Here is a 22,943-nt window from a genome sequence, read left to right as displayed (position 1 = left end):
TTCCGCCCCTCCCCCTTCTTCCGTCCCTTCTCAATCGTCTCCTCTTGTCCCTCCCCTTCCGTCCCTCCCCTTCCGTCCCTCCCCTTTCCGTCCGGCGCCTGCCGCCGACGACCTGCGATGGCACGGAGACCGCTGAGGGATTCCCTGGTCCGGCCCAGGGTTCGTCCGGCTCCCGGCTCTCCGGCATCCGAGCAGGGCCACGGCGTCTTTCACGGCCCGGCATCGATCGACGGCCTTGAGGGACGTCGGGAGGAAGTCGCCCCAGCAGATGCGGGGCCGACCGGCGCAGGTGGATTGGGCCCCGTACCGGGTCCTCCGTCGCAGGGGGACGAGGCGGCGTAGGACACGCGGCTCGACCGGTCGGGGACGCGAATGCGGCTGCCGAGAGCCACGCCCAGCTGGAAGCGGTTGTCGACGCCGAGACGGTCCATGAGCGAGCGCAGGATGTTGGTCACCGTACGCGGACTGACACCGAGCCGGCTCGCGGCACTGGCGTCGGTGTGTCCGGCGAGAAGCAGGGCTACGAGCTTGCGCTGACGCTCGTCCAGCGGCATGACGGCCGCCAGCCGGTCCTCGGCGGTCGGTCGGAGGTGGACGCCCCGCTGTTCGCTCCCGGGCATCCGAAGGCCGCTGCGGCGCAGGGGTGTGGGGTTCGCTGACGTACGCACAGGTCTCCCTTGGTCGGCGTGATCAAGAGTGGCGAGGTGGCTGGGGGATGAGCGGGGCTGCGGGGGCGCGGGCCCGGGGGAATGCCCGGCGGTCCTGATCAGAGGACATTTTTGGAAACGGCATCGCGACCGGCAGTCAATAAACCTTCACGACAGTCGAAAAGTGCCGAAAACGGAACCGACGGCTGCGCGAAATCCTCTCCCTGGGGTCTCCTTCGGTCACAGAAAGGTCTTCTCACCTGCACAGATACACCGGTGGGTCGCGTCCAGAAAAGAGGATCCCCGTTTGCCCTGTTCGCTGGTATCGTACGGGCGGCCCAGTTCCCTGAGCTAAACTTGACTGGCTCACAATGACGGAAACGTCTGTCAAGTTGACCGAGGAGTAGGTGTGAAGATCTCGGATGGAGTAGGTGCCCGCATCCGACGCCTGCGCCGAGCCGCAGGAATGTCCCAGGCCGACCTCGCCGGCGAGGACCTGTCCGCGAGCTATGTCTCGCTGCTGGAGGCCGGCAAGCGCACTCCCTCCCCCGAGGTGCTGGAGCAACTGGCCCGGCGTCTGGGCTGCGAGCTCTCCGAGCTGACCGACGATCCGGCGAAGGTCTCGGCCGGTGAGCTCGAAGTGGAGCTCAGCTACGCCGAGTTGGCCCTCAACAACGGGGACCCGCAGGCGGCGTTCGAGGCGTACCGCTCCGTTCAGGAAAAGGCGAGCGCCTCCTCCCAGCCGGAGATCCATTACAAGGCGGAGCTCGGGATGGCTCGCGCCCTGGAGCATCTGGGCCGGCTGGAGGAGGCGGTGGTCCGCCTCGATGCCCTGCACTCCGTCTCCCTGGAACACCCCGAACTGGTTCCGCGGCTCACCACGGTGATCGCGCTGTGCCGGTGCTACCGAGAGCTCGGCGACCTCTCCCACGCCATCGAAGTGGCCGAGGCCACCCTCACCGAGCTGGAGAAGCTGCATCTCGGGCCGACGGTCATCGGCGTCGAGCTGCTGTCCACCCTGGTGGGCGTCTACATGGAGCGTGGCGACATGCACCGCGCCTCGTACCTCGCCACCAAGGCGATCGAACAGGCGGGCTCGATCACCGACTCCCGGGCGCTGGGCGCCGCGTACTGGAACGCCAGCGTGGTCATGCACCGCAACGGAAAGACCGCGGACGCCCTCATGCTGATCGAGAAGGCGCTGGCCATCTACGCGGAGGGCGAGGACCAGCGCGCCCTGGCCAGGCTCCGCAACGCCTATGCCGTGGTGCTCCTCCAGTCGGACACTCCGCAGCCGGAAGCGGCACGCGACGTCCTCAGCCAGAGCCTCACCAGCCTGCGCGAGGTCGGCAGCAGTGTCGACATCGCGTACTGCCTCTCCGCCCTCGCCCGGGCGGAGTTGCGCCTCGGAAACGCGGCGGTCGCCATCGACCACGCCGAGCGCGCGCTGGAACTGCTCGGACCCGATCACCGTCTCCAGAACGCCCGCAACCACTTGGTGCTCGCCGCGGCCCGGCTGTGCCAGGGCGACCGCGAAGCCGCCCAGGTCGCCTACGAGCGGGGTGCGCTGATGCTGGAGGCGTCCGAAGCCAACCGCCAGGCCGCCTTCGCCTGGGCCGAGTTGGCCGAGATCCTGCGACTCTGCGGGGAGGACGAACGCGCCGTGTGGGCGTACCGGCAGAGCATGCGGTGCATGGGACACCGGGAGACGTTCCTGACGACACAGCCGGCGACGTCGCACCCTTGAGGACACCGCGGATCCGATGACGGATTCCACCCGGGGCGGCAGTGCGAGGCCACTGCCGCCCTCACTCGTTCCCGCGTGAACCATCAGCAGCAGAGCGGGATGTCGTCGCTGCCCGGAAGGTCGGTGGGCGAAGCAGCGGGGGCCGGGACAACGATGTCGGCGGAGGAGTCCAGGCTCCCTGCCAGTCCTCCCTGAGCCGCGGCCGTTCCCAGGGCAGCGGAACATCCCAGGATCACGGCGGCGACGAGCAGGCGAGTTGATCGCATCATTCGCTTCTCTCCCAGACGGTTTCTCATGAGCGGCTGAAGCACGTCGCTCGGCAATGACTCAGTTTTGTGACTGACTTGACTGCCTGACGACAGCCCGATGTTGGCATGACGTGACTCGGGCAGTCAATGCGTGCACCAGGTGGAGCGACTCGCGCATTACGGCCCAGTACGCGCGGCTTTTTTGAGGTTTCCCTGCCCGATATATACGCATCATTCAGACATACGGGAATGAGAAAAAAGTCTGGCGAGCAACCGCTTGACATGACTATGTTTTGTGACTGCTAGTGAAGTTCTGTCATCATGCGGACGGGAAGTGATGTGAGTGCTCGAGAGTGACGCGCACCGGTGGGCGGGCGAACCGGACGTCCGGGCCGCCGCGGCGTTCGCCGAATGCCTGGTCCGACGGGGCTACCGCCGTCGGCCACCGCGGCCGCTGCTCGCCGAGACCGGCGGAACGACACTCTTCACGTCCGTCGCCTCGCCGGACTGGCGACGGTCCCTGACCGGCTACCCCCGGCCCGAACCGGGTGGCGCCGCCGTCCTTCAGTGGATTCTCAACACGAGCCGGCTGATGACGCCGCCCTCCGCCTCACCACCGAGTGCCGGCCGTGCGGTGGGTGCCGTCTGGACAGGTTTACGCCCGTACGACGCGGCCCTGCGCGACTCCTGGGAGGCCTTGCGTCAGGCCGGCATCGCACCGGCCGAACTGAGGTTCCTTCTCAGCTCGGAACCCCAGGACTCCTCCCGGGTCGTGAACGCGCTTCTGGACCTCGGCGTCGACCACGGGCGCATCACGCTCGGGACCCGTCTGCCGGAGACCCCGCCGCGCATGGACCCTGAGCTGGGGCCGTGCCTGACGCTCCGCCGCACCGTACGGAGCTCCCTGTTCGCGCACTGCGACGCCAGATGCACCTGCGGCTGTCACGTCTCCGTCGCGCACATCCAGTTCGTGGAGCGCCGCCGGACCTCGGGACGGCTGGCAGCCGTCACACAGCCGCTGTTCGAGATGATCGTCTTCGAGCACACGCTCACCTACGTCGCCCGCCCTCCGTCATCGGAGCCGGACGGGACGGGGTCGGCCGTCCCTCTGCTGCTCGCACCGTTGAGCACGGCCATCTCCGACTTGCTGGCCGGGAGGACCGCCCCGCCCGGACCGAACCCCGTCCTCCTGGCCGACGTGTCGAGCAGCGCCTCTCTGCTGCTCGGTGAGGGGGTGGCTCCAGGACCGCGTGGGGGGCCGTACGTGCTGCGGCGGCTCATCCGCATGATCGGCACCGAACTGGCCCTGCACGGCCTGCCGCCGACGTTGCTCACGTCGGTGCTCGCCACCGCGGAGACCGCCTATCGGTCTCCTCACGGCTTTCCTCGGTTGCCCGCGCGGTCCTGGGAGCATGTGGCCGACGAGCTGAAGGCCTTCAGCAGGGTGCTCAGCAAGGGACGCAGCCATGTGAGGCGGCCCGGGGTTCTTTCGGACCAGCCCTATGAAATGGCTCGGCAGCTGATACGGCTGCGGTCCGAAAAGGGGGTGCCGCTCGGCCTGTCGCTGCGCTGGTGCCGGGAGGAGGGCATGGAACTGGCACACGTCCACCTGGCGCTGGCGGATCTCTCGCGGACCGAGTCGCCCGTGCCGCGGCCCGGCACCTCCGGATGACCTTCCTATGGGTTCCGCCCGTCCAGCGGAAGGCGTGCCGGTCGTTCCCGCCCGGACGGTGGGCCGGCAGCAGCGGACCGGCCCACCGATCCAGGACGAGCGACCGGGCGAACACCGACGACACCGCCCACACCGGCAACTCCGAGAACACCGACAACACCGCCGAGCGAACGCGGCGAAGCCCGCTCAGGTGCGGCCCGGACTGGTCGTGAGCTCCGGGTCCTTGAGCGCGACCGGGTCGAGGACGGCATCCACCGCCTCCTTGAGGCCCGCGTCCAGGGTGACCTCACAGGCCGCGGTGTTGGCGGCGATCTGCTCGGGTCTCGCGGCGCCGATGATCGCACTCGCCACGTTCGGCTCGTGCAGGACCCAGGCGAGTGCGAGGACCGGCAGCGGGACGCCCGCTTCACGGGCCAGCGGCAGCAGTCGCTGCACGCGTCCGAGGATGTCCTCGCGCAGCACCTTCTCCATGAAGTGCCGGCCGAAGCCCTTGGAGTCGGTGGCCCGTGACCCGGGCGGCGGCGGCCGTCCGGGCACGTACTTTCCCGTGAGAACACCTTGTGCCAGGGGGGAGAAGGCCAGTTGTCCCAACCCCTCGTCCAGGCAGGCCGGTATCACCTCGGCCTCGATGACGCGGTGCAGGGCGGAGTACCGGCACTGGTTGGAGACCAGCGGGACGTGCAGTTCCCTGGCGAGGGACTGCGCGGCGCGGATCTCCTCCGCCCGCCACTCGGAGACACCGATGTAGAGCGCCTTGCCCGAGCGGACGACATCGGCGAAGGCGGTCATCGTCTCCTCCAGCGGTGTCCCGTGATCGAAGCGATGGGCCTGATAGAGGTCCACGTAGTCGGTGCCGAGCCGGCGCAGCGACACCTCGATGGTCTCCATGATGTGTTTGCGCGAGAGACCCCGGTCGTTCGGCCCCGGGCCGACGGGCCAGTACACCTTGGTGAAGATCTCGACGCTGGAGCGGCGCTCCCCCGCCAGGGCGCGGCCCAGGATCTCCTCCCCGGCGCCGAACGCGTACCCGTCGGCCGTGTCGAAGCTGGTGATGCCGCGGTCCAGCGCGGTCCGTACGCACGCGAGCGCCATGTCGGTGTCGATCTGGCCCCCGTGGGTGATCCAGTTGCCGTAGGCGATCTCACTCACGTGCAGGCCGCTGCGGCCCAGCCGTCGGTGCTTCACGGCGTGTGTCCCGTCATGCGCCGTCCTCCGGTTCCGTCCAGAAGTGGACCGTGACGGTCTTGCGGGTGGCGGGCGGCGCCACCCGCACGGCCGAGATGCCGTGCAGTGACCGCGCCGTCGTCTCGATGAGGACGCTGCGGCCGAACACGGGCAGGATCCTGGCGGTCGGCACCTCCCCTGCGGGCTCGCCCAGTTCGAGCCATCCGCCGTCCTGCGGCTGCCAGCCCTCGCTGAGGTACGTGAACAACGAGTACCGGCGAAGACGGCCGGTCTCAGGGTGCCGGTTGGAGCCGACGTGAGCGTGGTGGACGGCGCCGTGGCCGGCGAGACGGTAGCTGCCCCAGTCGCCGTCCGGCTCGGTGCGCAGGCCCTCGACCCCGGTCACCTTCGCGAGGAACGCGGCGAGGTCGTCGCCGAGCAGAGCCGTGCACACGTCGCGCAGCTCCGGCCCGGCCAGGCCGAGGTTCTGGGAGTGCCATCGGGGGATGCCGGGTTTCGCGGTCATGAGGGAGGTGTCCGGATAGGCGTCCGCGGCGGCCCGCAGTACTTCCCGGGGAAGGATTCCCTCCCAGACGTAGTGGGGGAAGGGGTCGGCGCGGAAGCAGGACGGGGACGCCTCGTCCAGTTGCCGTTCCATGGCCGCAAAGTCGATCACTGCTGTTCCTGCCTCTCTCGGGGACGCCGGGTGGCGTCCGAAGGGGTGTCGCGGTCGGCGGACTGTGGGGTGACGCCGAGCCGTGCCCGGCCGTTGGAACAGGCGCCGTCCGGAAGGGCGAAACGCCAGCCGTGCTGGGGGCAGACCACCGATTCCAGTTCCGGGTCGTAGTCCTGTGGTCCGAGTCGCGCGCCGAGGTGCGGGCAGGTGTCGGAGACCAGGTAGGTCCCGCTCGCGGCCTCCAGCCGGAACTCGCCCGGTTCCCGGTCCTGCGCCGTCCGGTCGAGGTACTCGGCCAGGTCGTCGGGTGCGCTGCAGCGCAGCACCGACATCAGTTCCTCGTTGTAGGCGCCGATACCGGGACGCCAGGCGGTGAAGCGGAAGGAGAAGAAGAACTCCTCCCAGCTCATGCCGCCGTCCAGGATGTCCGGCACGAACCGTGAGGGAAGCGTGAACCGGTAGTCGTGCGGGTCTGTCGTGGGTCCGCTTCCCTCACTGACCCTCAGGCTACGGAAGTCGACGAGCCAGAACCCGCCGCCCGGCCCCTGGACGTCGAAGGCGACGACGGCGTCGACGGCCCTGCACAGTCTCTCGCCCGCCTGGAACAGAGCGGTGAAGTGGGCGGTGAACTCCTCGTAGAGGCTGCTCCGCGGTGCGGGGTGGCGGGCGAGCACCTCGGCGATGGCGGGTGCCCGCCGGCGGGCGTAGGCCTCCGTGTACGCCGGCAGGTCGTCCCAGTCGAACTCCTCCCGGATCTTCGGGTCGGCGGTCAACTCGCCGGAAGCCACGTCGAGTTCGTCGCCCGGCAGCGGGGCCGTGGTGCGCTCCGCCAGGCCGGGGTGTTCTTCCCGCAGCCAGGCGAGCAGTTCGGGGGGTGTGGTGAAGACGGACGACTCCGCGAAGAAGTGCGGGGAGAGTTCGGGATCGAGCAGAGCGGGCGGCCCGGCGAACGCGACGGCGTGGCGCGGGTCGAGCGCCTGCATGTAACGGGTCCAGCGGCGCATGGAGTTGACCTTCTTGCGCGCCGCGGCCTCCACCTGGTCCCGCTCGGGGAAGGAGTAGGCGAACGGGAACCACGTGGCACCCGAGAACTGGGCCATCACGACGTCGACGCGCGGATGAAGCCGCCGGATGGCGCGGAGCTGGTCCCGGTCGACCTGGCAGTCGTTGAGGTTGACGACGACCTGACCGGTGTCGGTGTCCTCGATGACGAGGGCCGAGTCCTGGTGCCGGGGCGTCGGGGAGTGGATCAGGCGCAGGCGCAGCGGCCCCGCCCGCCACACCTCCTGGTCGCGCAGGAGCACGGGTGCCGGGCCGCGCAGTGTGGTGACGAGCCGTTTCCAGCTCGGCAGGGGGTAGTCGGGCATCAGCAGGGTGACCGACGGGTCGAGTGCGTTGAGCACCTCGGCGTCGAAGTGGTCCTGGTGATCGTGCGAGACGTACACATGGGTCGCGTCGTACGTCAGGGGGAGGCAGTGGCTGTTGTCGGGCAGTTGGTGCCAGCCGGAGAGGAAGGCGCCGCCGGCGGAGAACCACGGGTCGCAGACCAGTCTGACGTCGCCGGCCTCCACGAGGGCGCCCGCGTGCCCCAGGAACGTGATCTTCATGACTGCCTCCACGGAGGTGAGTGGGGTGTGGGGGTCGGCCGGTGGGCCGCGACGAGGTGCCGGGCGAGGTTCGGGTCCGACGAGTCGGCGAAGGGCCGCCCGATCACGGATACTTCGAGCCCCGCCGAACGGAGGTGACCGGCGAGCTGTTCGGCGGTCGGCACGTGCAGGACCGAGTGGAAGACCTCGGGCTCGCGGGGTTCCGTGCCCTCGCCCACGGCGATGATCCGGTGGCCGAGCAGGGCTCCGCCGGCGGCGACGAAGCCCTCGCTGAGCAGCAGGTGGGGGCCGTCCCGGAAGACCGATCCGTGTCGGCGGCGGTGGACTTGACGTCCCTCGTCGAATCCGCGGATGCCGTCCTCGGCGAGCCGCAGGTCGAGGACGACGGTGCCTCCTCCGCGCAACCGTTCCACGAGCGCCCGGAGAAAGGGCCTCAGCGTGTGCGGGGCGAAGAAGTTGGCGGCGTCGTAGGTGAGAAGCAGGGTGTCGTACGCGTTGTCGGGCGCCGACAGTGCCGGGTCAAGGGCGTCGCCGAGCAGGAAGCGGACGTCGTCCTGCCCGGCGAATCGGCGGCGGGCGTGGTCGACGACGGCGGGGCCCGCGTCGATGCCGACGTAGGAGGTCATGCCGTGGTCGTGCAGGGCGGTCGCGTAGTTTCCCGGCCCGCACAGCGGGTGGTGGACCTGGCCCGCCCGCCAGGTGGGCAGCGCGGCACGCAGCCAGGCGAGTTGGCGTTCGACGAGGTCCGGAGGGCGGGAGGAGTCCGTCGTCGTGGTGTCGGTCTGCTCGCGCAGCAGGCGGCCGCTGAACGCCGGGTCGCCGTAGGGCAGGGAGGGAAGCGCGGTGATGCGGTCCGGTGACATGCCGTCGAGGTGCGGGAGGTCCGGCCAGAGAGACGGCGCACCGTTCGCCAGGAACTCTCCGGCCATTTCCTGCGGTGTTCTGTCGACCAATTCCATACCGACTCCGTGGTTCGCGGCGCCGCCGCTCTTCGCTGGTATTTCCGTTCAGGCTTGTGCGGGTGGAATGGCGTGGTCAACGTTTTTGCGGATACCCGCTAATTCTTGGACTCCGCCTGCGGGCCCCGGCATGATGCGCCGTATGTTCGACAATGCGTGCACGGTTGTGCTGGATCTGGTCCCCCATTGCTCGTCCTCCCCGCGCGAGACGTGGAGAGGCCACGACGATCTGCGTCCGTTGAGCGAGGAGGGGATGCGACAGGCCGACGTCCTGGCCGAGGTGTTCGGAGCGGGCGTCGACGCCGTGTACAGCAGCCCCTCGCTGCGCTGCCGCCAGTCGGTCGTCCCACTGGCGAAGGCCTCAGGTCTGGCGGTGGTGGACGAGGACCGGCTGCGGGAGGCCCGGGGGTTCGGCGAGCCGGCCGCGTGGACGGAGGGCGTCTTCCGGCCGATCGGCCCGTCCCTCGGTGGTGCGTGGGCGGCCGGCCGCGCCCTGGGCGCCCTGGTGGAGATCGCCGCCCGTCATCGGGGCGGTCACGCGGTCGCCTGTTCGCACGGAGACACCCTCCCCGCCGTCCTGACGTATCTGGCGGCGGCCCACGGCTGTGCGCTGCCGCCGGTCGTGGGGCGGGGCAGCTGGTACAGGCTGCGGCTGGAGGGCGGGCGCCTGTCCATGACGGCGCTGCGTCCCACGGACACCCTCTGAGGTCCATGACGGCGCTGCGACCCACGGACACCGTCTGAGGTCCTGGCGGACCCCCGGCGGGACCCGCGGGCCTCACCGGCGCGTGAGGTCCCGCAGGTCCGGCTGTGCCGCCTCCAGCAGCGTCGTCATGACGTCGGCGCGACGTCGCGTGTCGGCGTCCTCCGCCGCCTGCCGCCGGGACGCGCCGTCCCGGGCGAGCAGTCGCTCGGCGAGCCGGACCAGCGGCAGTCCGAAGTGGTAGGCAGCCACGAGCCTGAACGCGAGCGCGACGGAGTCCGGGTCGTACGGGCCGCCGGCCGCTTCCGCCCCCGCGCGATGACGCGCGGCGGCCGCTCCGGCGAGGGCGAGCGTGTCCTCGGGCCCCAGACGCGCGGCGGCCGCCGACGACAGGACGAGGGTGGCCAGGTCCTCACCGGCCGGTCCCTGCCCCACCTGGCCCCAGTCGACCGCCACCGTGCGCCCGCCGGACCGGAACAGGTTCCGGGGGGTCAGGTCCCGGTGCACCAGACCGGCCGGCAGGGACCGCAGCGTGCGTACGGCCCGATCGTGGCCGCGCGCGAGAGACTGCAGGGCGGTGACGGTCGTCCGCGGGAACAGCCTGCGCAGCGCCGGGTCGGCGCAGGTCGCGGCGGACGCGGCCCGCTCGATCAGGGTGAACCGGGCCTGGAGTGCGGCCTGTTCCACGAAGGGCCTGCACCACCAGGTCCGGTCGGCGGACCGTTGCCGCTGTGAGCGGGCGTGGAAGCCTCCCAGGGCCTCGGCGCTGTCGAGGAGTTCACCGGCCGCCCAGTCGTCGCCGGGCCTTCCGTCCACCTTCTCCAGCCACAGGCGGATCCGGTCTCCCGGCAGCGGCACGATGCCGAGGCACCGGACCGCCGCGAAGCGGCCGGCCGCGGTGCCGGGCACCGGCGAGGCGAGGGCCAGAGCCTCGCGCCGCCAGTACGCCCAGTCCCCCGGGCCGTCGCCCCCGTCGTCGATCTGACGGGCCAGGTCATGGCGGCTCGGCTGCCAGCGGCGGTGCCGGATCTGTTTGAGCACGGCCTCCCAGGTGTGGTCACCCTGGTCGGACGAGGCCGTTCCGCGCACCACGTACAGGCCGTCGCTCGCTCTGCTCCAGCTCTCGTAGCCGATCGGTTCGCAGGCGAAGTCGCGTACGCGCGCCGTGGGTTCGGCGAGCAGGGTCCGCACCGGGTCACGCAGATCCTCGGCGGTGAGGCCGGGTGGTGTGCCCGGGTTGCGGTACGGCGGGCCCGTCACGGGTCGCCGCCCTCAGACCGCGCGCCGCGCGTCGGCGACCGCGGAGCGCAGGTAGGCACGGAGGCGGTCGCTGTCCACCTGGTCGAAGCATTCCGAGGCTGCCGCGTGGCCGATCTCCAGCGATTCCAGTTCGACCTCGAGGCGTCGGCGCAGGACGGCGGCCAACTGGGAGCCGTCGTCGCTCGCCGGCTGGATGCGGGAGAGGTAGTGGATGACGTTCGCGAAGGCGAGGGCCGCGTGCACGATGCCGAACACCGGGCGGTCCTCGTTCTTCCACGGTGAGTGGAACCGGGGTCCGCCGTCCTCGAAGACCACCCCTTCGGACGCGAGGGATTCGTTGAGCCACGAGTGCGTGGCTTCGTGGACGAGGGTCTCGCCCAGGCGCAGCGGTTCGTCGGTCCAGTTCAGGACGACGGTGCTCGGCAGGAAGTCGAACGTGTAGCTGCGGCAGGTCGCGCCCAGCGGGACGGTCCCGGTCCGGATGACGACGGCCGTGGAGGAGCGCAGCACGTCGCTGCCGACCGCGAGTGCGGCGTCCACGGCCCGGTTGAGGGTGCGTGCGATCTGTTCCCGCTCCCCCGCGTCCTGCTCGGGCAGGTTCTCGAGCAGGTACATCTGGCTGCCGAGGCGGTCGTCGTCGACGGCGGCGCAGTCCTCGGCCCGTACCACCAGGACGGGGCCGACCGCCGTGGGCACGGCCCGGGCACGCAGCGCCGCGCGGTTCTGCCACAGGCGTACGGCCCGCATCGCGCGGTCGGCGTCGCGGGTCCGTGCGGCGATCCGTGCCTGCTGGAAGGCGTGGTGCAGAACGGCGTTGTCGAAGGCGTCCGGGGCCGCGTCGGGGCCGGTGAGGTCTGTCGCCGGCACCAGTTCGCGGAGGCTGGCCACGAGGGTGCGGGCGCGGTCCGTACGGTGTTCCACGAGTCGTTCGGTGAGAGCGGCTCGCAGCAGCGCGGTGGACGTGCCGTCCTCGGCGGTGTCGGGTCCGGCGGTCTCGGAGGTCTCGGTCTGGATCATGGTGGTTCCCGGTCCTTCCAGGGCGGGTGCGGTCAGCGTACGGCGGTGGGGGCGGCCCACCGGCTCAGGTGCTCCGCCTTCTCGGCGTCCGTCAGCGGCCTGATCTCGCGGATGTAGTCGAAGGGGGATTTGACGGCGAACTGCCGCCGGTTCCAGCAGGGGTAGGTCGTTCCGATCAGTTCGGCGACGATGCCCATGCCGACCGTCCGGCCCACCCGGTCGGGCAGTTCGGCCCGCAGGGCGCGCAGTGCGTCGTAGATCTCCTGCCGGCGCCGGGCCACCGGCGACGCCGGGTCCCGGGGCTCCCGCGCCGCGAGCCGGTCGTACAGCTGGAAGGCGAAGGAGTCGGCGAGGACGTCGGCGAGCCAGGTCCGGTCCGCCGCCGGGAGGTGTTCGCGGCGCGTGCCCACCGCCTCCTCGGTGCGCAGCCACTGCCTCGTCCACGACCGGGCGCCTTCGCGGAGCAGCGCCTCCGCGAAGGCGCCCGGGTCCGCACCCGGCCGGCCGGGCCACGCCACGTCACACAGCTCCGTGGTCCCGGCGGAGGGGAGGCCGTCCCCGTCGTCGCCGAGGACGACGGCCCCTATGCCGAGGTCCAGGACATATCCGAGGCCGGCCCCGTCGAGGATCCGGCGGGCGGCGGCGGTGGCCTCGCGGTCCCGCTGCCCGGCCGGCCGGAGCCGGAGGGCGCCGTCCTCGGCCGTGCCTGTCATGACCGCGATCCGTGGGCCGTCCGCCGGGCTGCCCGTCGCGGCGCTCGCCTCCGCGAGGTCGACGGTCACCGTCGGGCTCACGGCGAGTCCGACGAGGGCACGGCCGAGTGCGTGGGGGGTCTCGTCGAGGGTGACCGCCGACGCCGCTCCCCCGGCGCCCTCCGCGGCGCGCCGGGCCCAGGCGTTGCTGTGCGGCTCGACCCACAGCAGGAAGGAGTGGATGGCCCGGCCGTCCAGGGAGGCGTTCCAGAAGCGGTTCTGGGTCTCGTCGTCGTCGATGACGGGAAGCAGGAACATGGGTTCCGCCCTCTCAGGCCGCGGCCGGCAGGGCCGCGGCGACATGGTCGATGACCTTGCGCCGGTAGTCGCAGTAGTCCTCCTCGAAGCCCGTCCCTTCGAACCGGAGCCGGTCGGGAAGGGCGCCTCCACGGCACGACGCCTCGTGCGAGCAGCCCGCGCACTTGTTCAGCAGGGCGGACAGGTCGGTGCGGAGCCGGGGGTTGCTGTCCAGCGTGAGCAGGTCGTCCATCCCGGTGGCGGTGTCCACCGAGCCGAGCAGCGCCCCCGGCATGCTCAGTTCGTCGGAGCTGCCGATGCGTCCGTCGGGGTAGAGCGTGACGACGAAGGGTTCCTTGCGGTCGCTGAAGCTCGTGTAGCTGGTCGGCAGTCCGGACAGGGACCGGATGACGCTGAAGAAGGGTTCCAGTACGTACGAGCCGTAGGAGCGGGTCGCCGACCAGTGTTCGAACGACTCGATGAGGAAGTCGGCGTACTCGTCGGGGGTGGTCGCCCAGCCGGGCATGCCCACACCGTCGGGGTTGAGGATCTGGAGCGACTGCCGGTTGGGGGTCCGGTACTCCTTCGTCTTCACGTTGAAGTCCAGGCAGCCCGAGAGCTTGATGACCTTGACCGCCTCGAACTTGCTCAGCGAGTCCAGCACGTCCGGGGCGCGGCCGAGGATACGGCGGGTGACCACGACGATGACGCCGACGTTGCGCCCCCGGGAGGCCATCAGCTCGAGCGCCTTGGTGACCTTGCGGTAGGTGGGGCGGTCGCGGAAGTCGACCCGGTGGGCGTTGCCCTGTTCGTCGCCGTCGAGGCTGATGCCGATCTCGATGTCCGGCCATTCGGTGTCGAAGAAGTCGAGCCACGCCTTGTCGAGGAGGATGCCGTTGGTCTGCATGGAGACCGTCACGGCGCCCTCGTAGCGGCGCAGCTCCGCGAAGAGCTCGCCCATCTTGCGGCGGCCGATGAGCAGGGGTTCACCGCCGTGGAGTTCGACCGCCAGTGGCCGTCCTTCGCACAGACCGAGGAATTTCCGCAGTACTTCCGGCTTCAGCATGAGGGCATTGGGATAGGGCTTGCGGCGCTCATAGCAGTAATGGCAGTTGATATTGCACATTTCCCCTGGGAGTTTGAGCATCGCCAAGATGGTTTCCCCGGGCGCCGGCAGCTGCAGTTCCATCGTGCGACTCCTCCGCATCGAATGTCTTCGGGAAGATTCTCGTGCTCGCGCATATGCGGTCAACGAATTGGGGTTCTTCTTGCGCGAACCCGCATGTCACCTCGTGGCGGACATCGAGCCGGCTCGCCGGGCCTGTGCCGTCTTCCGCACGAGGGAGGCGGCGGACAGCCACTCGGTCTCGCCGACCGCGGCCGTCAGCCGGTCCAGGCGGGGCACCCGGCCGGTCACGTCCGTGCGTCCGGGGAAGACGGACTCGTAGGGCACGTGTACGACGTCGGCGGTGCTGCCGGTGGCGTCGAGGACCAGGCGGGCCAGGTCGCCGATGGACGTCTCGGTGGTGGAACCGATGTTGACGACGTTCGCGTCCGGCTGCCACGCGGCGTCGGTGTCGGTGAGCTCCAGCAGCCGGCGCGTGAACTGGTCGACGTCCGTGAAGCAGCGGCGCTGCGTACCGTCGCCGTGTACGGTCAACGGCCCTCCGGTCGTCGCCTGGCGGAGGAAGGTCGGCAGCACCATCCCGTAGCGGCCCCGCTGTCCCGGCCCGACGACGTTGAAGGGACGTACCACGAGCACGGGCCGGTGGCGGGAGGCTTCCCGGCCGAGCCGTTCCATCTCCCACTTGCCGGTCGCGTAGCCCGGGGTCCCGCTGTCGTAGGCCAGGGGGACGGACCGGTCCACGGGCACGTCGTCGCGCAGGGCGGCGGTGCTGTCGCTGAGTCCGTAGACGGCCGAACTGGACACCAGGACGACGGGTGTATCGCCGGAGTGCGCGAGGACGTTCGCGGTTCCGTGGTGTCCGACGGCGTAGGCGTGCTCGGCCTGCCCCGTGGCGAGCCGCATGCCGACGATCCCGGCGAGGTGCAGGACGAGCCGGGTGCCGTGCGCGCTCCGCGCCACCGCGTCCGGATCCAGCACACTGCCTCGGTCCAGGGTGACTCCCGGCAGGGATGCGACCGACTCCGCCCGGCCTGTCGTCAGGTCGTCCAGGACCCGTACCCGGTGCCCCGCCGTCGCGAGGAGGCGTACCAGGCGGCTGCCGATGAACCCGGCGCCTCCGGTGACCAGGACGGGCTGCGCCTTGGAAGTGTCGGACCACATACGTGTGTCTCCTTCGGGGTGGGACGGGAAAGGGCTCTCGGGGGGCTGGGATTGACGGTGCGTCACCTGGGATCCGAAGTCGTGCCGGGGGGAGCGCCGTTCGGGGACGGAGGATGCGGAAGGCGGCGACCAGTGCTCGATCGGGAGTCGTTGGGCCTGCCGCGCTTCACCGATGGCGGGCTCGGCGGACTGTCCGGGGCACCCTCCGCGCCCACCACAGCAGGCGCGGCGCCCAGTCCGCCCGCTCGTGCGGCTCCGCCTCGTCGAGCAGGCGCGTGTAGGTGACGAGCTGGTTGAAGGCGGCCACCGGCTCGGCGAGGCGCCACACCGCCCGGCACTCCTCGCGCGACATCAGGGGTGCCCAGTGCGTGAAGTACCGGTCGAGAGCGCGGGCGTGGGCGCCGGCGTCGGAACAGCTCCGCAAGGCGGCCGCGATGTCCAGGAAGGGGTGGCCCACACTGGCTTCCGCCCAGTCCAGGAGCACGATCCGGCCCGTGTCCCGCGCGATGCCCCAGTTCCCCGGGTGGAGGTCGCCGTGCACGAGGGTGACGCCGGGTGGTGCCGCCGCCAGCTCGGCGCAGAGCTCCGGCAGTCGGGCGCACGCCTCGGAGAACCGCTTCCACTCCCGTGCGGACAGCGCGCCGGGCAGGAGGGAGGCCGGTCCGAACAAGTCGTGCCGTGCGGCCGTCGGGACCAGGTCGGCCAGCGCCCGCGGGGCGCGCGACCAGCAGCCCAGGGCCGTGAGTTCGGCCGATCGCCCCAGCCAGTCGCGCTGCAGGCCGGAGAGCACGGCGAGGGCGCGGCCCCGGGCGTCCTGCGGGAAATCCGTGCCCGGGCTCAGCCGCACCTCCCGCGTGCACCAGCCGTCGTACGGTGCTCCCTGAGCGACGACGGCGGGTACCCGTACGGGGTCGCGGGCACCCAGCGCGGCCAGCACCCGGCCCTCATGTGCCAGGGACGGGTGGGACCGCTTGTGGAAGACGACTCCGCCGCTGGTCGCACAGCGCAGCACGACCGAGAGGGTCCAGCGTTTGACGACCTCGGCCGGGCCGGTGCGTCGCAGCCCGGCCGAGGCCAGTTGGGTGTCGAGAGCGGCGACCGTCCGGTCCTTCCAGCCGGGCAGCCGCCACGGCCGGGCCACGGGGCCGCTGTCGGCGCCGGCGCCGTGGATGCCCTCGCCGGTTTCAGTGCCGGAAGAATCGTTCACCGGTCACGACCCAGCTCATACCGTGCTCGGCACAGGCGTCACGCAGGGCGCCCGCGTCCGTCGAACCCTCCGGCGTGACCAGCTGGGTGACGCCCAGACGGGCTGCCAGCTCGACCACCTCGACGAACGGGAAATGGTTGTCGGCCGCCAGGGTGACTCCGGACAGTGGTGGGGTCCTGCTCCAGTCCGGTTCCGTCTCGGCGTCGATCGGATGAAGCAGCACGTCGGCGAGCTCGGCGCGGACCGAGGCCGTCAGGTCCCCCTCGGCGAGGCGTGCCCGCCACACGGCACGCTCCGCCGGGCCGATGCCCTCCCGGAAACGCAGGCCCAGGACGTCCGGGTGGTGGCGGCGCTGCCAGGTACGGGCCCGTGCGGCGGCGAGGCGGGTGCAGTCCAGGCGGTTCTGCTGGCCCATGCCGATACCGATGGTGGCGCCGTCCACGACGAACGCCATGGCGTTGGACTGCGCGTGCCGGACCGCCGTCACCGCGACGGCCAGGTCCTCCGGTCGGCCGGGCGTGCCGGTCTCGGTCCGCACGCCGCCCGCGAACCCGGAGAGGGGTGCCGCCGAGCGCGTCAGCCGAAGTCCCGCCGTCTCCAGGGTCTCGGGCACCGGCGTGCTCCCGGCGGACCGGGGGCCGGCGGGGTTCCCGCGCAGCACGATGAACCGGCCGCCGTTGAAACGGGACAGCGCCGCCAGCGCTCCGGGGGTGAAGTCGGGGGCGATGACCCCGATGGCGTGGGCGAAGAGGGGTGCTTCCGTCGTCACCGGTCCGGACACCGCGACGAAATCGCCGTAGGAGCACTTCGGCGCGGTGCTCCGGGCTCGTACGACGGCTCGTCCGAGCTGTCCCGACGGCAGCCGGCCGGAGTCGAGGAACTCCTCGTCGCCCGGTACGGAGGGAAGGCCCAGCGCGATGCCGGCGGGGGACGTGTGCTTGAAGGAGGCGCAGGCCTCGGTGCCGGTGTGGTCCCGCAGGGCTCGGACCGCCTCCCAGGCGCCGAGCGCGTCCAGCACGTTGATGTAGGACGGACTGCCGTGCAGCAGCTCGAATGGAGGCTCGCCCGGGTCGAGGGGTTCCGCCAGGGCGGTCTCGTGCGGGTTCAGTCCTCGGGACAGTGGGATCACGGCGTCTCCGGCGTCGGAAGCGGGGTGGGGGACGGCAGTGGGGTGCGGAGTGCGCCCAGGACCCCCGCCTGCCAGCCGAGTTCCCACACCAGTGCGGAGGGGGCGGCCCGCACTCCCGCGCGCGCCACTGCCGCGGGCAGCGCCAGCCAGTCCTTCAGGTGCGTGCGCCAGGTCGTCGGCGCGATCCCGTGCGGGGCGTATTTCGCGCGCAGGGCGACGATGTCGCGGCCCTGGAACCTGCCGCGGCGGAATCTGCCCCGGTGGGTGCTCCGGACGCTGACGGACACGACGGTGTCGGCGACGCCGATGGTGCGGCCGGCCAACTGCGCCCGCCAGGAGATGTCCACGTCGGCGAGGGCGGGCAGCCTCTCGTCGAAGCCGTCGAGTTCGTCGAACAGGTCGCGGGAGATGCCCATGAGGCCTCCCAGGACATGCGGTCGGAAGAGGCTGGGGGTCAGGATGTCGCAGAGTTGGTCGGGTGGTGTGGAGCGCAGGACCCCGGGCGGATTGAGGCGGCGGTAGTCGATGCCGGCGGTGACCAGTTCGGCCTGTTCCAGCGCCGTCGCCATCGCGTCGATGTGGTCGTCGGCGATCTCGTCGTCCGCGTCCAGGAACAGCAGGCGGTCGCCGCGGGCGGCGCGGGCGCCGGTGTTGCGTGCGGCGCCGGTGCCCCCGCGCCGGGGGCGGGTGACGATGCGAAGGTCGTCGGGCAGCACGGACCGGTGGCTGTCGACGACACCGGCCAGGTCGTCGGTGGAGCCGTCGTCGACGACCACCAGTCCCCAGTCGGTGCCGGTGCGCTGGCGGCCGAGGGCGGCGAGCTGCCGCCCGACGCAGTGCGCGGCGTTGTGGCAGGGCAGGACGACGTCGACGCGGCTCACGACGTCTCCAGCAACTGGCGGCGGGGCGCCGGAGGGGCGTCCACCGCGCGGAACAGGTCCAGGAGCCGGCTGTCCTCGTGCGCACCGGTGGTGTTGCGGAAGACGTGGACCGGGGGGAGGTAGGGCGGCGGGTCGTCCAGCAGCAGGGAACGGTAGACGGTGCTGACCTTGTCGAGGGTGTAGCTGTTCTCGTAGTGCCGCATGCTCTTGCCGCGGGCGACGACACGGTCCGCGGCCAGATTGACGGGGACGTCGAGGTAGACGATGAGGTCGGGCAGGAGTGTGCCGTGCGCGTGGTGGCGGTCCAGGGTCTCGCGGGCCGGGATGCCGTAGAGAACCTCCAGGTACGCCGCGTCGCTGAAGATGTACCGGTCCGACAGCACGCTGCGGTCGCGCAGGAGTTGACCGATGGCGCCGGCCTGGAGCTGCTTGTCGCGGAAGTACGCCCGCGTGATGTCCTGGTGGCTGTGGCGGTGGGGCCGGTCCTCGCGTACGTCGATGATGACGCGGGCCGCCTGCGGGTCGAGCCAGGAGTGCTGTCCGATGCGGGACAGGGGGCGCCCTTGGGCCCGTACGTGTTCGGCGATCAGGCGTGCGGTCGTGGTCTTCCCGGATCCGTCGACGCCCTCCAGCGCGAGGAAGCCGTGGTTCGTGGTGCTGGGCAAGGAGATCTCCCTGTCTGCTGTCTGGGTCATGCCGTCAGTGCCGGGCTCTCGGCCGCCCATGCGAACGCCTCCTCCATGACCTGGGACATGGAGGAGTAGGTCCACGTGCCGTAGCGGCCCAGCGGGGTGATGCCGCGGGAGGTGAGGAACCGGGTGGCTTCGGCGGTGGTCTCCCGGGTGGCATCGGTGAAGACGACGTAGCCCGGGTCGGAGGTGTACACGCTCGATCCGACGATCCGGCTGCCGGGAGCCAGCAGTCCGACCTCCGCGACGCCTCGCCGGACGTCGGCCACCAGGGACTCGTCCGAGGCGCGGGGCCCCTCGGAGGGTTCGAGCACTTCGGCGAGGACGCCCCAGCCGTCGGCGGGCGCCATGTCCGGGTCGAACTCCGTCATGAAGACGAGGCGGGTGAAGGGGACGTCCTCGCGGGTGTAGTACCGCCAGTGCCCGGTGTCCCGGGGGCGTGGCCCGCGCACGGCGAGGGCCACCGAACGGACCCGGTTGCGCGGGAGGTCGCCGCACTCCTCGACCAGGGCGGCGGGTGCCCGCGCGCACAGCGACACGATGGTGGGCAGTGGCAGCGTGGACAGGCAGTCGCGCGTGTAGTGGAAGTCGGTGACGCCTTCGGGCGAGCGCGTCCGTACCGTGCGGGAGTCCGGGTCGACGGCGGTGACGACGTGCCGCAGCCGCAGGTCGCCGACGCGGCCGGCCAGGGCACGGGACAGCACCTCCATACCGCGCCAGTCGCCTCGTGCGGGCCTGGGGTACCAGCCCCGTGCGTTGTAACCACCCGTCGGCCGGGGGGCGTTGGCGCCGCGCTCGATCTCCGCGACGCTCGGCCGGGTCAGGTTCCAGTGGAATCCGGAGGCCGAGAGACCGCTGAGCGGACGCCGCCAGAGCTTGCGGTTGTACGGGAAGAAGAACAGCTCGCACAGAGTGCGGCCGAAGGAGCTCAGCAGCAGTTCCTCGTAGTTGTCCGGCGCCGCCGGCCGCTCTTGCGCGCTCCGCAGGTCCTCGAGGCACGCGGTGCGCACCTCGGCGGGCAGACCGTTCAGGTTCAGCTGGACGGGGAATCGGGTCGCACCTCGCGCGGTCTCGACCCGGGCGTCGGGCGGACAGGGTTGCAGCACGTCGCCCAGCAGTGCGCGCACCCGGTTCTCGACATCAGGGTGGCTGAAGTAGAGAAGGTGGATGACGCGATCGAACCAGTAGTCCCCGATGCGTTCGGTGCGCACCAGACCTCCGGGACGCTCCTGCGCCTCGACGACGGTGGCGCGGTGGCCGAGGAGGGACCCGGCGGCGAGCCCGGCCAGTCCTCCCCCGAGGATCAGGACCTCGGACTCCACCTCGCGGTCCGCACGGGCCGCCCACGGGGACGTGTTGAGCATGACGAGCCACCTCGCAGTGCGGGCGCCGCCCCGGGTGGGGACCGACGCGGGGGGGGAAGAGAGCCGGCGGGCGGCCGCTGAGCAACCGCCCGCCGGTGTGGGACGACGCAGGTCAGACGGCGTCCGAGGTCTGCTCGGTGACGTGCTCCCACGGCTTCACCGAGACCGCGGACGAGTGGGCCGTGTCCTTGGCGCTGACGGATTCCAGGTCGTACGACTTCACGGCGTCGACGAACGCGTCGAAGGAGATCTCGTTCTTCTCGGACATGGTGTACCTCTTCCTTTTCCACAGGGGAAGCGGTTGATTCCCCGGAATGAAATTACCAGCGTCTTCGCCGCGGAATCAACGAAATGAAGGTCTCGCAATTTCCGAAATACGCACCACCGTTTCCGGCAATGCGAATGGCCCGGCGGGCTTCCGAATTTCTCAGCCGGAGCCGACCGGGTCATTCCGTGTGCGGGTGCTCAGAGATGCACGACGCGCGCGCCCACGGTCCGGCCGCTGGTGTCGAAGAGCAGCGGCGCGGTGTCCGCGATCACGGGGAGGTCGTAGTCGAGGTGCGGCTGGAGCAGCACGACGAGATCGGCGTCGGCGACCGCCGCGTCGAGCGAGGTCTCCGTGGGCAGACTGCGCCCGTTCAGCCGCAGTGTCCTGAGATAGGGGTCGTGGAACCGGACTTCGGCACCGAGGTCGAGCAGCAGTTCGGCCACGGGGACCGCGGGGGAACCGCGGCCGTCGGCGATGTCCGGTTTGTAGGTCACGCCGAGCAGCAGGACCTTGGTGCCGCGGACGCTGCGTCCACGGTCGTTGAGCAGACGCGCGATGCGGTCCACGACATAGGCGGGCATCCCGTCGTTCACCTCCTGTGCCAGTTCCGTCAGCCGCAGCGGGCGGCCGGCGGAGCGTCCGCTGAAGGCCAGATATCCCGGGTCGACGGGAATGCAGTGGCCGCCGACGCCGGGGCCGGGCCAGAAGGACTGGAAGCCGAACGGTTTGGTGCCGGCCGCGGCGACGACCTCCCACACGTCCACGCCGAGCCCGTCGCAGTACACCGCCAACTCGTTGACGAGCGCGATGTTGACCTGGCGGTAGGTGTTCTCCAGCAGCTTCGTGAGCTCGGCCGCCGCGGGAGTGCTGACGGCCACCACCTTCTGCACCATGCGTTCGTACAGGGTGGTCGCGGCCTCCGCGCACCGGGCGGTGACTCCCCCGACCACTTTCGGGGTGTTGTGCAGGCCGAAGGCGGGGTTCCCCGGGTCGACGCGCTCCGGGGAGAACGCCAGATGGAAGTCTTCGCCGACCACCCGGCCGGGCCGCGCCAGTACGGGCAGCAGCACGTCGGTGGTGGTGCCCGGGTAGGTGGTCGACTCCAGGACCACGAGTGCTCCCGCGCGCAGTCTCGGTGCCACCAGGTGGGCGGCGTCCAGGACGGCGGTCAGGTCCGGGACCGAGCCGCGCAGCGGTGTGGGGACGCAGATGGTGACGGCGGCCGCCCCGGCGATGACGTCCGGATCGGTGGTCGGGGTGAAGCCCGTGGCCAGTGCCTCGGCGACCTCCTCGTCGGAGATGTCGTCCACGTGGCTGAGCCCTCGGGCCAGGGTGCTGACTCGCGTGGCGTCGAGATCGAAACCGGCGACCCGCATGCCGTTGCGGGCAGCCGCGACGACCAGGGGCAGCCCGGCGTAACCGAGTCCGACGACAGCGAGGTCGTACTGTTCCGCCACGGCCCCGACTCCTTCCGTCCGGAGGAAGAGGATTCTGCGATCCCACCGCGGATGCGGCACGTTCTGCAGGATGACCGAAGCGCCTGTCCCACTACAAAGGAATTGCGGAAATACGAACCCGGAATGGGAATGTACGGTCTTCGGCGCTGCGTGAATACGCACTCTCGGCCCGCCGGGGACGAAAGGCTCGCCGCTTCTGGTTCTCCCGCCGTTAGGATCGCCCGGTCACCGCAGACCACCGGAAAGGGGAGGACGTTTTGACACGTACCGAAGAGGAGACCGCGGCCTGGCCCTACGGGGATTTCTCGCACTGCCGCACGCTCGGCCGGAGGTCCCGTTTCCCGAATGTCATGCCCGATGTCGCGGAATTCCTCGGCAGGTGGAACGCGCCCGACGTGCCGCGCCGCGATGCCCGGTTGCGCAGGAGCGCGGACGGCAACATCAACACTGTCGGGCTGCCGGGGATCCACGAGGCGGATGATCTGGACCCCGCCCACCCCCAGTGGCGTGCCGCCATCGAGGAAGGCGTGTGGCCGCTGGTCGACACGCTGACCACGGGCGCCTGGCGACTCGCCACGTACGACAGCTGCCAGGGGCACGCGTACAGCTCCCCGTCGCTCGTGCCCGGCCGGCGCCGGGTCGGTGTACTGCCGCGCACCCGGGGCGAGTTCGAGGCGGCCGCGGCCGCTCTGTGCCGGTCCGTGCGCGCGGCGGCGCCGGACGTTCCGGCGCCGGTGCGGGTCGTGCTGAGTTCCTGCGACCTGAGCTGCGGGCGGAGCGGGCACACCTACCCCGTGCTCGATCTGGGCCTGGACCCCGCGCCCGGCGTCTCCACCGAGGACTACTTCGCGTCGGTCGACGCCGCGACCGAGGTTCTCACCGCGCGGCTGCGCGAGCAGTGGCCGGCGACGGACACTCCGTGCGGCTGCGTCGGCGGCGGGCGTCCGGCCCGCCGCTGACCGCTGTCGTCCG

The 22,943-nt window shown here is 71.0% G+C and carries 22 protein-coding genes; 4 read left to right on the top strand and 18 right to left on the bottom strand.

What is annotated here, in order from left to right; all coding sequences use genetic code 11:
- Positions 1 to 209: 209 nt before the first annotated feature.
- Positions 210 to 668, bottom strand: a complete 459-nt coding sequence (locus OG776_RS40485) for a helix-turn-helix domain-containing protein (RefSeq protein WP_329323556.1) — start codon at positions 666 to 668, stop codon at positions 210 to 212.
- Positions 669 to 1,056: 388 nt separating this feature from the next.
- Between OG776_RS40485 and OG776_RS40480 the strand changes: the two genes are divergently transcribed.
- Positions 1,057 to 2,394, top strand: coding sequence for a helix-turn-helix domain-containing protein (locus OG776_RS40480; RefSeq protein WP_329323555.1), 1,338 nt, complete (start codon positions 1,057 to 1,059; stop codon positions 2,392 to 2,394).
- Between the two features lie 83 nt (positions 2,395 to 2,477).
- Here the strand turns inward: OG776_RS40480 and OG776_RS40475 are convergent, their stop codons facing one another.
- Positions 2,478 to 2,663 (bottom strand): hypothetical protein, encoded by a 186-nt coding sequence (locus tag OG776_RS40475; RefSeq protein ID WP_329326609.1) that lies wholly within the window; start codon positions 2,661 to 2,663, stop codon positions 2,478 to 2,480.
- 322 nt (positions 2,664 to 2,985) lie between these two features.
- On the opposite strand from OG776_RS40475, the gene OG776_RS40470 reads away from it, so the two are divergent.
- Positions 2,986 to 4,314 carry a hypothetical protein gene (locus tag OG776_RS40470; RefSeq protein ID WP_148014553.1) on the top strand — a complete coding sequence of 443 codons (1,329 nt, stop codon included), beginning with the start codon at positions 2,986 to 2,988 and terminating at the stop codon, positions 4,312 to 4,314.
- Between the two features lie 186 nt (positions 4,315 to 4,500).
- Here OG776_RS40470 and OG776_RS40465 read toward each other — a convergent pair whose 3' ends face one another.
- Genes OG776_RS40465 through OG776_RS40450 form a run of 4 tightly spaced genes read right to left on the bottom strand, consistent with a single transcriptional unit; the run spans position 4,501 to position 8,720 of the window.
- Complete coding sequence (locus OG776_RS40465) at positions 4,501 to 5,499, bottom strand: aldo/keto reductase family protein (RefSeq protein WP_148014552.1); 999 nt, start codon at positions 5,497 to 5,499, stop codon at positions 4,501 to 4,503.
- Positions 5,500 to 5,512: 13 nt separating this feature from the next.
- Positions 5,513 to 6,154, bottom strand: coding sequence for a 2OG-Fe(II) oxygenase (locus OG776_RS40460; RefSeq protein ID WP_329323554.1), 642 nt, complete (start codon positions 6,152 to 6,154; stop codon positions 5,513 to 5,515).
- On the bottom strand, positions 6,151 to 7,761 hold the full coding sequence (locus OG776_RS40455) for an MBL fold metallo-hydrolase (RefSeq protein WP_329323553.1): 1,611 nt from the start codon (positions 7,759 to 7,761) through the stop codon (positions 6,151 to 6,153). Before OG776_RS40455 ends, OG776_RS40460 begins: the two co-directional genes overlap by 4 nt.
- A complete protein-coding gene (locus tag OG776_RS40450) occupies positions 7,758 to 8,720 on the bottom strand; it encodes a class I SAM-dependent methyltransferase (RefSeq protein WP_329323552.1) in 963 nt (320 codons plus the stop codon). Before OG776_RS40450 ends, OG776_RS40455 begins: the two co-directional genes overlap by 4 nt.
- Here OG776_RS40450 and OG776_RS40445 point away from each other — a divergent pair.
- Positions 8,608 to 9,426, top strand: coding sequence for a histidine phosphatase family protein (locus OG776_RS40445; protein ID WP_148014548.1), 819 nt, complete (start codon positions 8,608 to 8,610; stop codon positions 9,424 to 9,426). The genes OG776_RS40450 and OG776_RS40445 overlap by 113 nt on opposite strands.
- Positions 9,427 to 9,498: 72 nt before the next feature.
- Here the strand turns inward: OG776_RS40445 and OG776_RS40440 are convergent, their stop codons facing one another.
- The 12 genes from OG776_RS40440 to OG776_RS40385 form a co-directional block, all read right to left on the bottom strand.
- Complete coding sequence (locus OG776_RS40440; RefSeq protein ID WP_329323551.1) at positions 9,499 to 10,683, bottom strand: hypothetical protein; 1,185 nt, start codon at positions 10,681 to 10,683, stop codon at positions 9,499 to 9,501.
- A 12-nt stretch (positions 10,684 to 10,695) separates the two neighbouring features.
- On the bottom strand, positions 10,696 to 11,700 hold the full coding sequence (locus tag OG776_RS40435; RefSeq protein ID WP_329323550.1) for an aKG-HExxH-type peptide beta-hydroxylase: 1,005 nt from the start codon (positions 11,698 to 11,700) through the stop codon (positions 10,696 to 10,698).
- 32 nt (positions 11,701 to 11,732) lie between these two features.
- On the bottom strand, positions 11,733 to 12,710 hold the full coding sequence (locus OG776_RS40430) for a hypothetical protein (RefSeq protein ID WP_329323549.1): 978 nt from the start codon (positions 12,708 to 12,710) through the stop codon (positions 11,733 to 11,735).
- A gap of 13 nt (positions 12,711 to 12,723) precedes the next feature.
- Positions 12,724 to 13,815 carry a radical SAM protein gene (locus OG776_RS40425; RefSeq protein ID WP_329323820.1) on the bottom strand — a complete coding sequence of 364 codons (1,092 nt, stop codon included), beginning with the start codon at positions 13,813 to 13,815 and terminating at the stop codon, positions 12,724 to 12,726.
- Between the two features lie 159 nt (positions 13,816 to 13,974).
- Complete coding sequence (locus OG776_RS40420) at positions 13,975 to 14,976, bottom strand: NAD-dependent epimerase/dehydratase family protein (RefSeq protein ID WP_329323548.1); 1,002 nt, start codon at positions 14,974 to 14,976, stop codon at positions 13,975 to 13,977.
- 166 nt (positions 14,977 to 15,142) lie between these two features.
- A complete protein-coding gene (locus OG776_RS40415) occupies positions 15,143 to 16,183 on the bottom strand; it encodes a phosphotransferase family protein (protein WP_148011379.1) in 1,041 nt (346 codons plus the stop codon).
- The gene (locus OG776_RS40410) at positions 16,161 to 17,312 is read right to left on the bottom strand and encodes a hypothetical protein (protein ID WP_187285773.1); all 1,152 of its coding nucleotides are present in this window, start codon (positions 17,310 to 17,312) and stop codon (positions 16,161 to 16,163) included. Before OG776_RS40410 ends, OG776_RS40415 begins: the two co-directional genes overlap by 23 nt.
- Positions 17,309 to 18,193 (bottom strand): glycosyltransferase family 2 protein, encoded by an 885-nt coding sequence (locus tag OG776_RS40405; protein ID WP_148011380.1) that lies wholly within the window; start codon positions 18,191 to 18,193, stop codon positions 17,309 to 17,311. Before OG776_RS40405 ends, OG776_RS40410 begins: the two co-directional genes overlap by 4 nt.
- A complete protein-coding gene (locus tag OG776_RS40400) occupies positions 18,190 to 18,888 on the bottom strand; it encodes an AAA family ATPase (RefSeq protein WP_187285774.1) in 699 nt (232 codons plus the stop codon). Before OG776_RS40400 ends, OG776_RS40405 begins: the two co-directional genes overlap by 4 nt.
- Positions 18,885 to 20,246: a protoporphyrinogen/coproporphyrinogen oxidase gene (locus OG776_RS40395; RefSeq protein WP_148011382.1), complete on the bottom strand. Its 1,362-nt coding sequence runs from the start codon at positions 20,244 to 20,246 to the stop codon at positions 18,885 to 18,887. The genes OG776_RS40400 and OG776_RS40395 overlap by 4 nt, the downstream gene beginning before the upstream one ends.
- 112 nt (positions 20,247 to 20,358) lie before the next feature.
- Entirely contained in the window at positions 20,359 to 20,514 is a 156-nt protein-coding gene (locus OG776_RS40390; RefSeq protein ID WP_159765597.1) for a hypothetical protein, read from the bottom strand.
- A gap of 197 nt (positions 20,515 to 20,711) precedes the next feature.
- Positions 20,712 to 21,971, bottom strand: coding sequence for a nucleotide sugar dehydrogenase (locus OG776_RS40385; protein WP_148011383.1), 1,260 nt, complete (start codon positions 21,969 to 21,971; stop codon positions 20,712 to 20,714).
- Positions 21,972 to 22,228: 257 nt separating this feature from the next.
- Between OG776_RS40385 and OG776_RS40380 the strand changes: the two genes are divergently transcribed.
- Positions 22,229 to 22,930 (top strand): hypothetical protein, encoded by a 702-nt coding sequence (locus tag OG776_RS40380; protein WP_148011384.1) that lies wholly within the window; start codon positions 22,229 to 22,231, stop codon positions 22,928 to 22,930.
- The last annotated feature ends 13 nt before the right edge of the window (positions 22,931 to 22,943 follow it).

Origin of the sequence: Streptomyces sp. NBC_01689, assembly GCF_036250675.1 — a bacterium.
Lineage (GTDB): Bacteria > Actinomycetota > Actinomycetes > Streptomycetales > Streptomycetaceae > Streptomyces.
This window is presented reverse-complemented; position numbering and strand designations above follow the sequence as displayed.

Bases quoted from the DNA above. Each gene is read 5' to 3' on its own strand.
- OG776_RS40420 (WP_329323548.1), bottom strand. From the start codon at position 14,976: ATGTGGTCCGACACTTCCAAGGCGCAGCCCGTCCTGGTCACCGGAGGC.
- OG776_RS40430 (WP_329323549.1), bottom strand. From the start codon at position 12,710: ATGTTCCTGCTTCCCGTCATCGACGACGACGAGACCCAGAACCGCTTC.
- OG776_RS40400 (WP_187285774.1), bottom strand. From the start codon at position 18,888: ATGACCCAGACAGCAGACAGGGAGATCTCCTTGCCCAGCACCACGAAC.
- OG776_RS40435 (WP_329323550.1), bottom strand. From the start codon at position 11,700: ATGATCCAGACCGAGACCTCCGAGACCGCCGGACCCGACACCGCCGAG.
- OG776_RS40450 (WP_329323552.1), bottom strand. From the start codon at position 8,720: ATGGAATTGGTCGACAGAACACCGCAGGAAATGGCCGGAGAGTTCCTG.
- OG776_RS40475 (WP_329326609.1), bottom strand. From the start codon at position 2,663: ATGATGCGATCAACTCGCCTGCTCGTCGCCGCCGTGATCCTGGGATGT.
- OG776_RS40455 (WP_329323553.1), bottom strand. From the start codon at position 7,761: ATGAAGATCACGTTCCTGGGGCACGCGGGCGCCCTCGTGGAGGCCGGC.
- OG776_RS40390 (WP_159765597.1), bottom strand. From the start codon at position 20,514: ATGTCCGAGAAGAACGAGATCTCCTTCGACGCGTTCGTCGACGCCGTG.
- OG776_RS40395 (WP_148011382.1), bottom strand. From the start codon at position 20,246: ATGCTCAACACGTCCCCGTGGGCGGCCCGTGCGGACCGCGAGGTGGAG.
- OG776_RS40445 (WP_148014548.1), top strand. From the start codon at position 8,608: ATGCGGTCCGGTGACATGCCGTCGAGGTGCGGGAGGTCCGGCCAGAGA.
- OG776_RS40425 (WP_329323820.1), bottom strand. From the start codon at position 13,815: ATGTGCAATATCAACTGCCATTACTGCTATGAGCGCCGCAAGCCCTAT.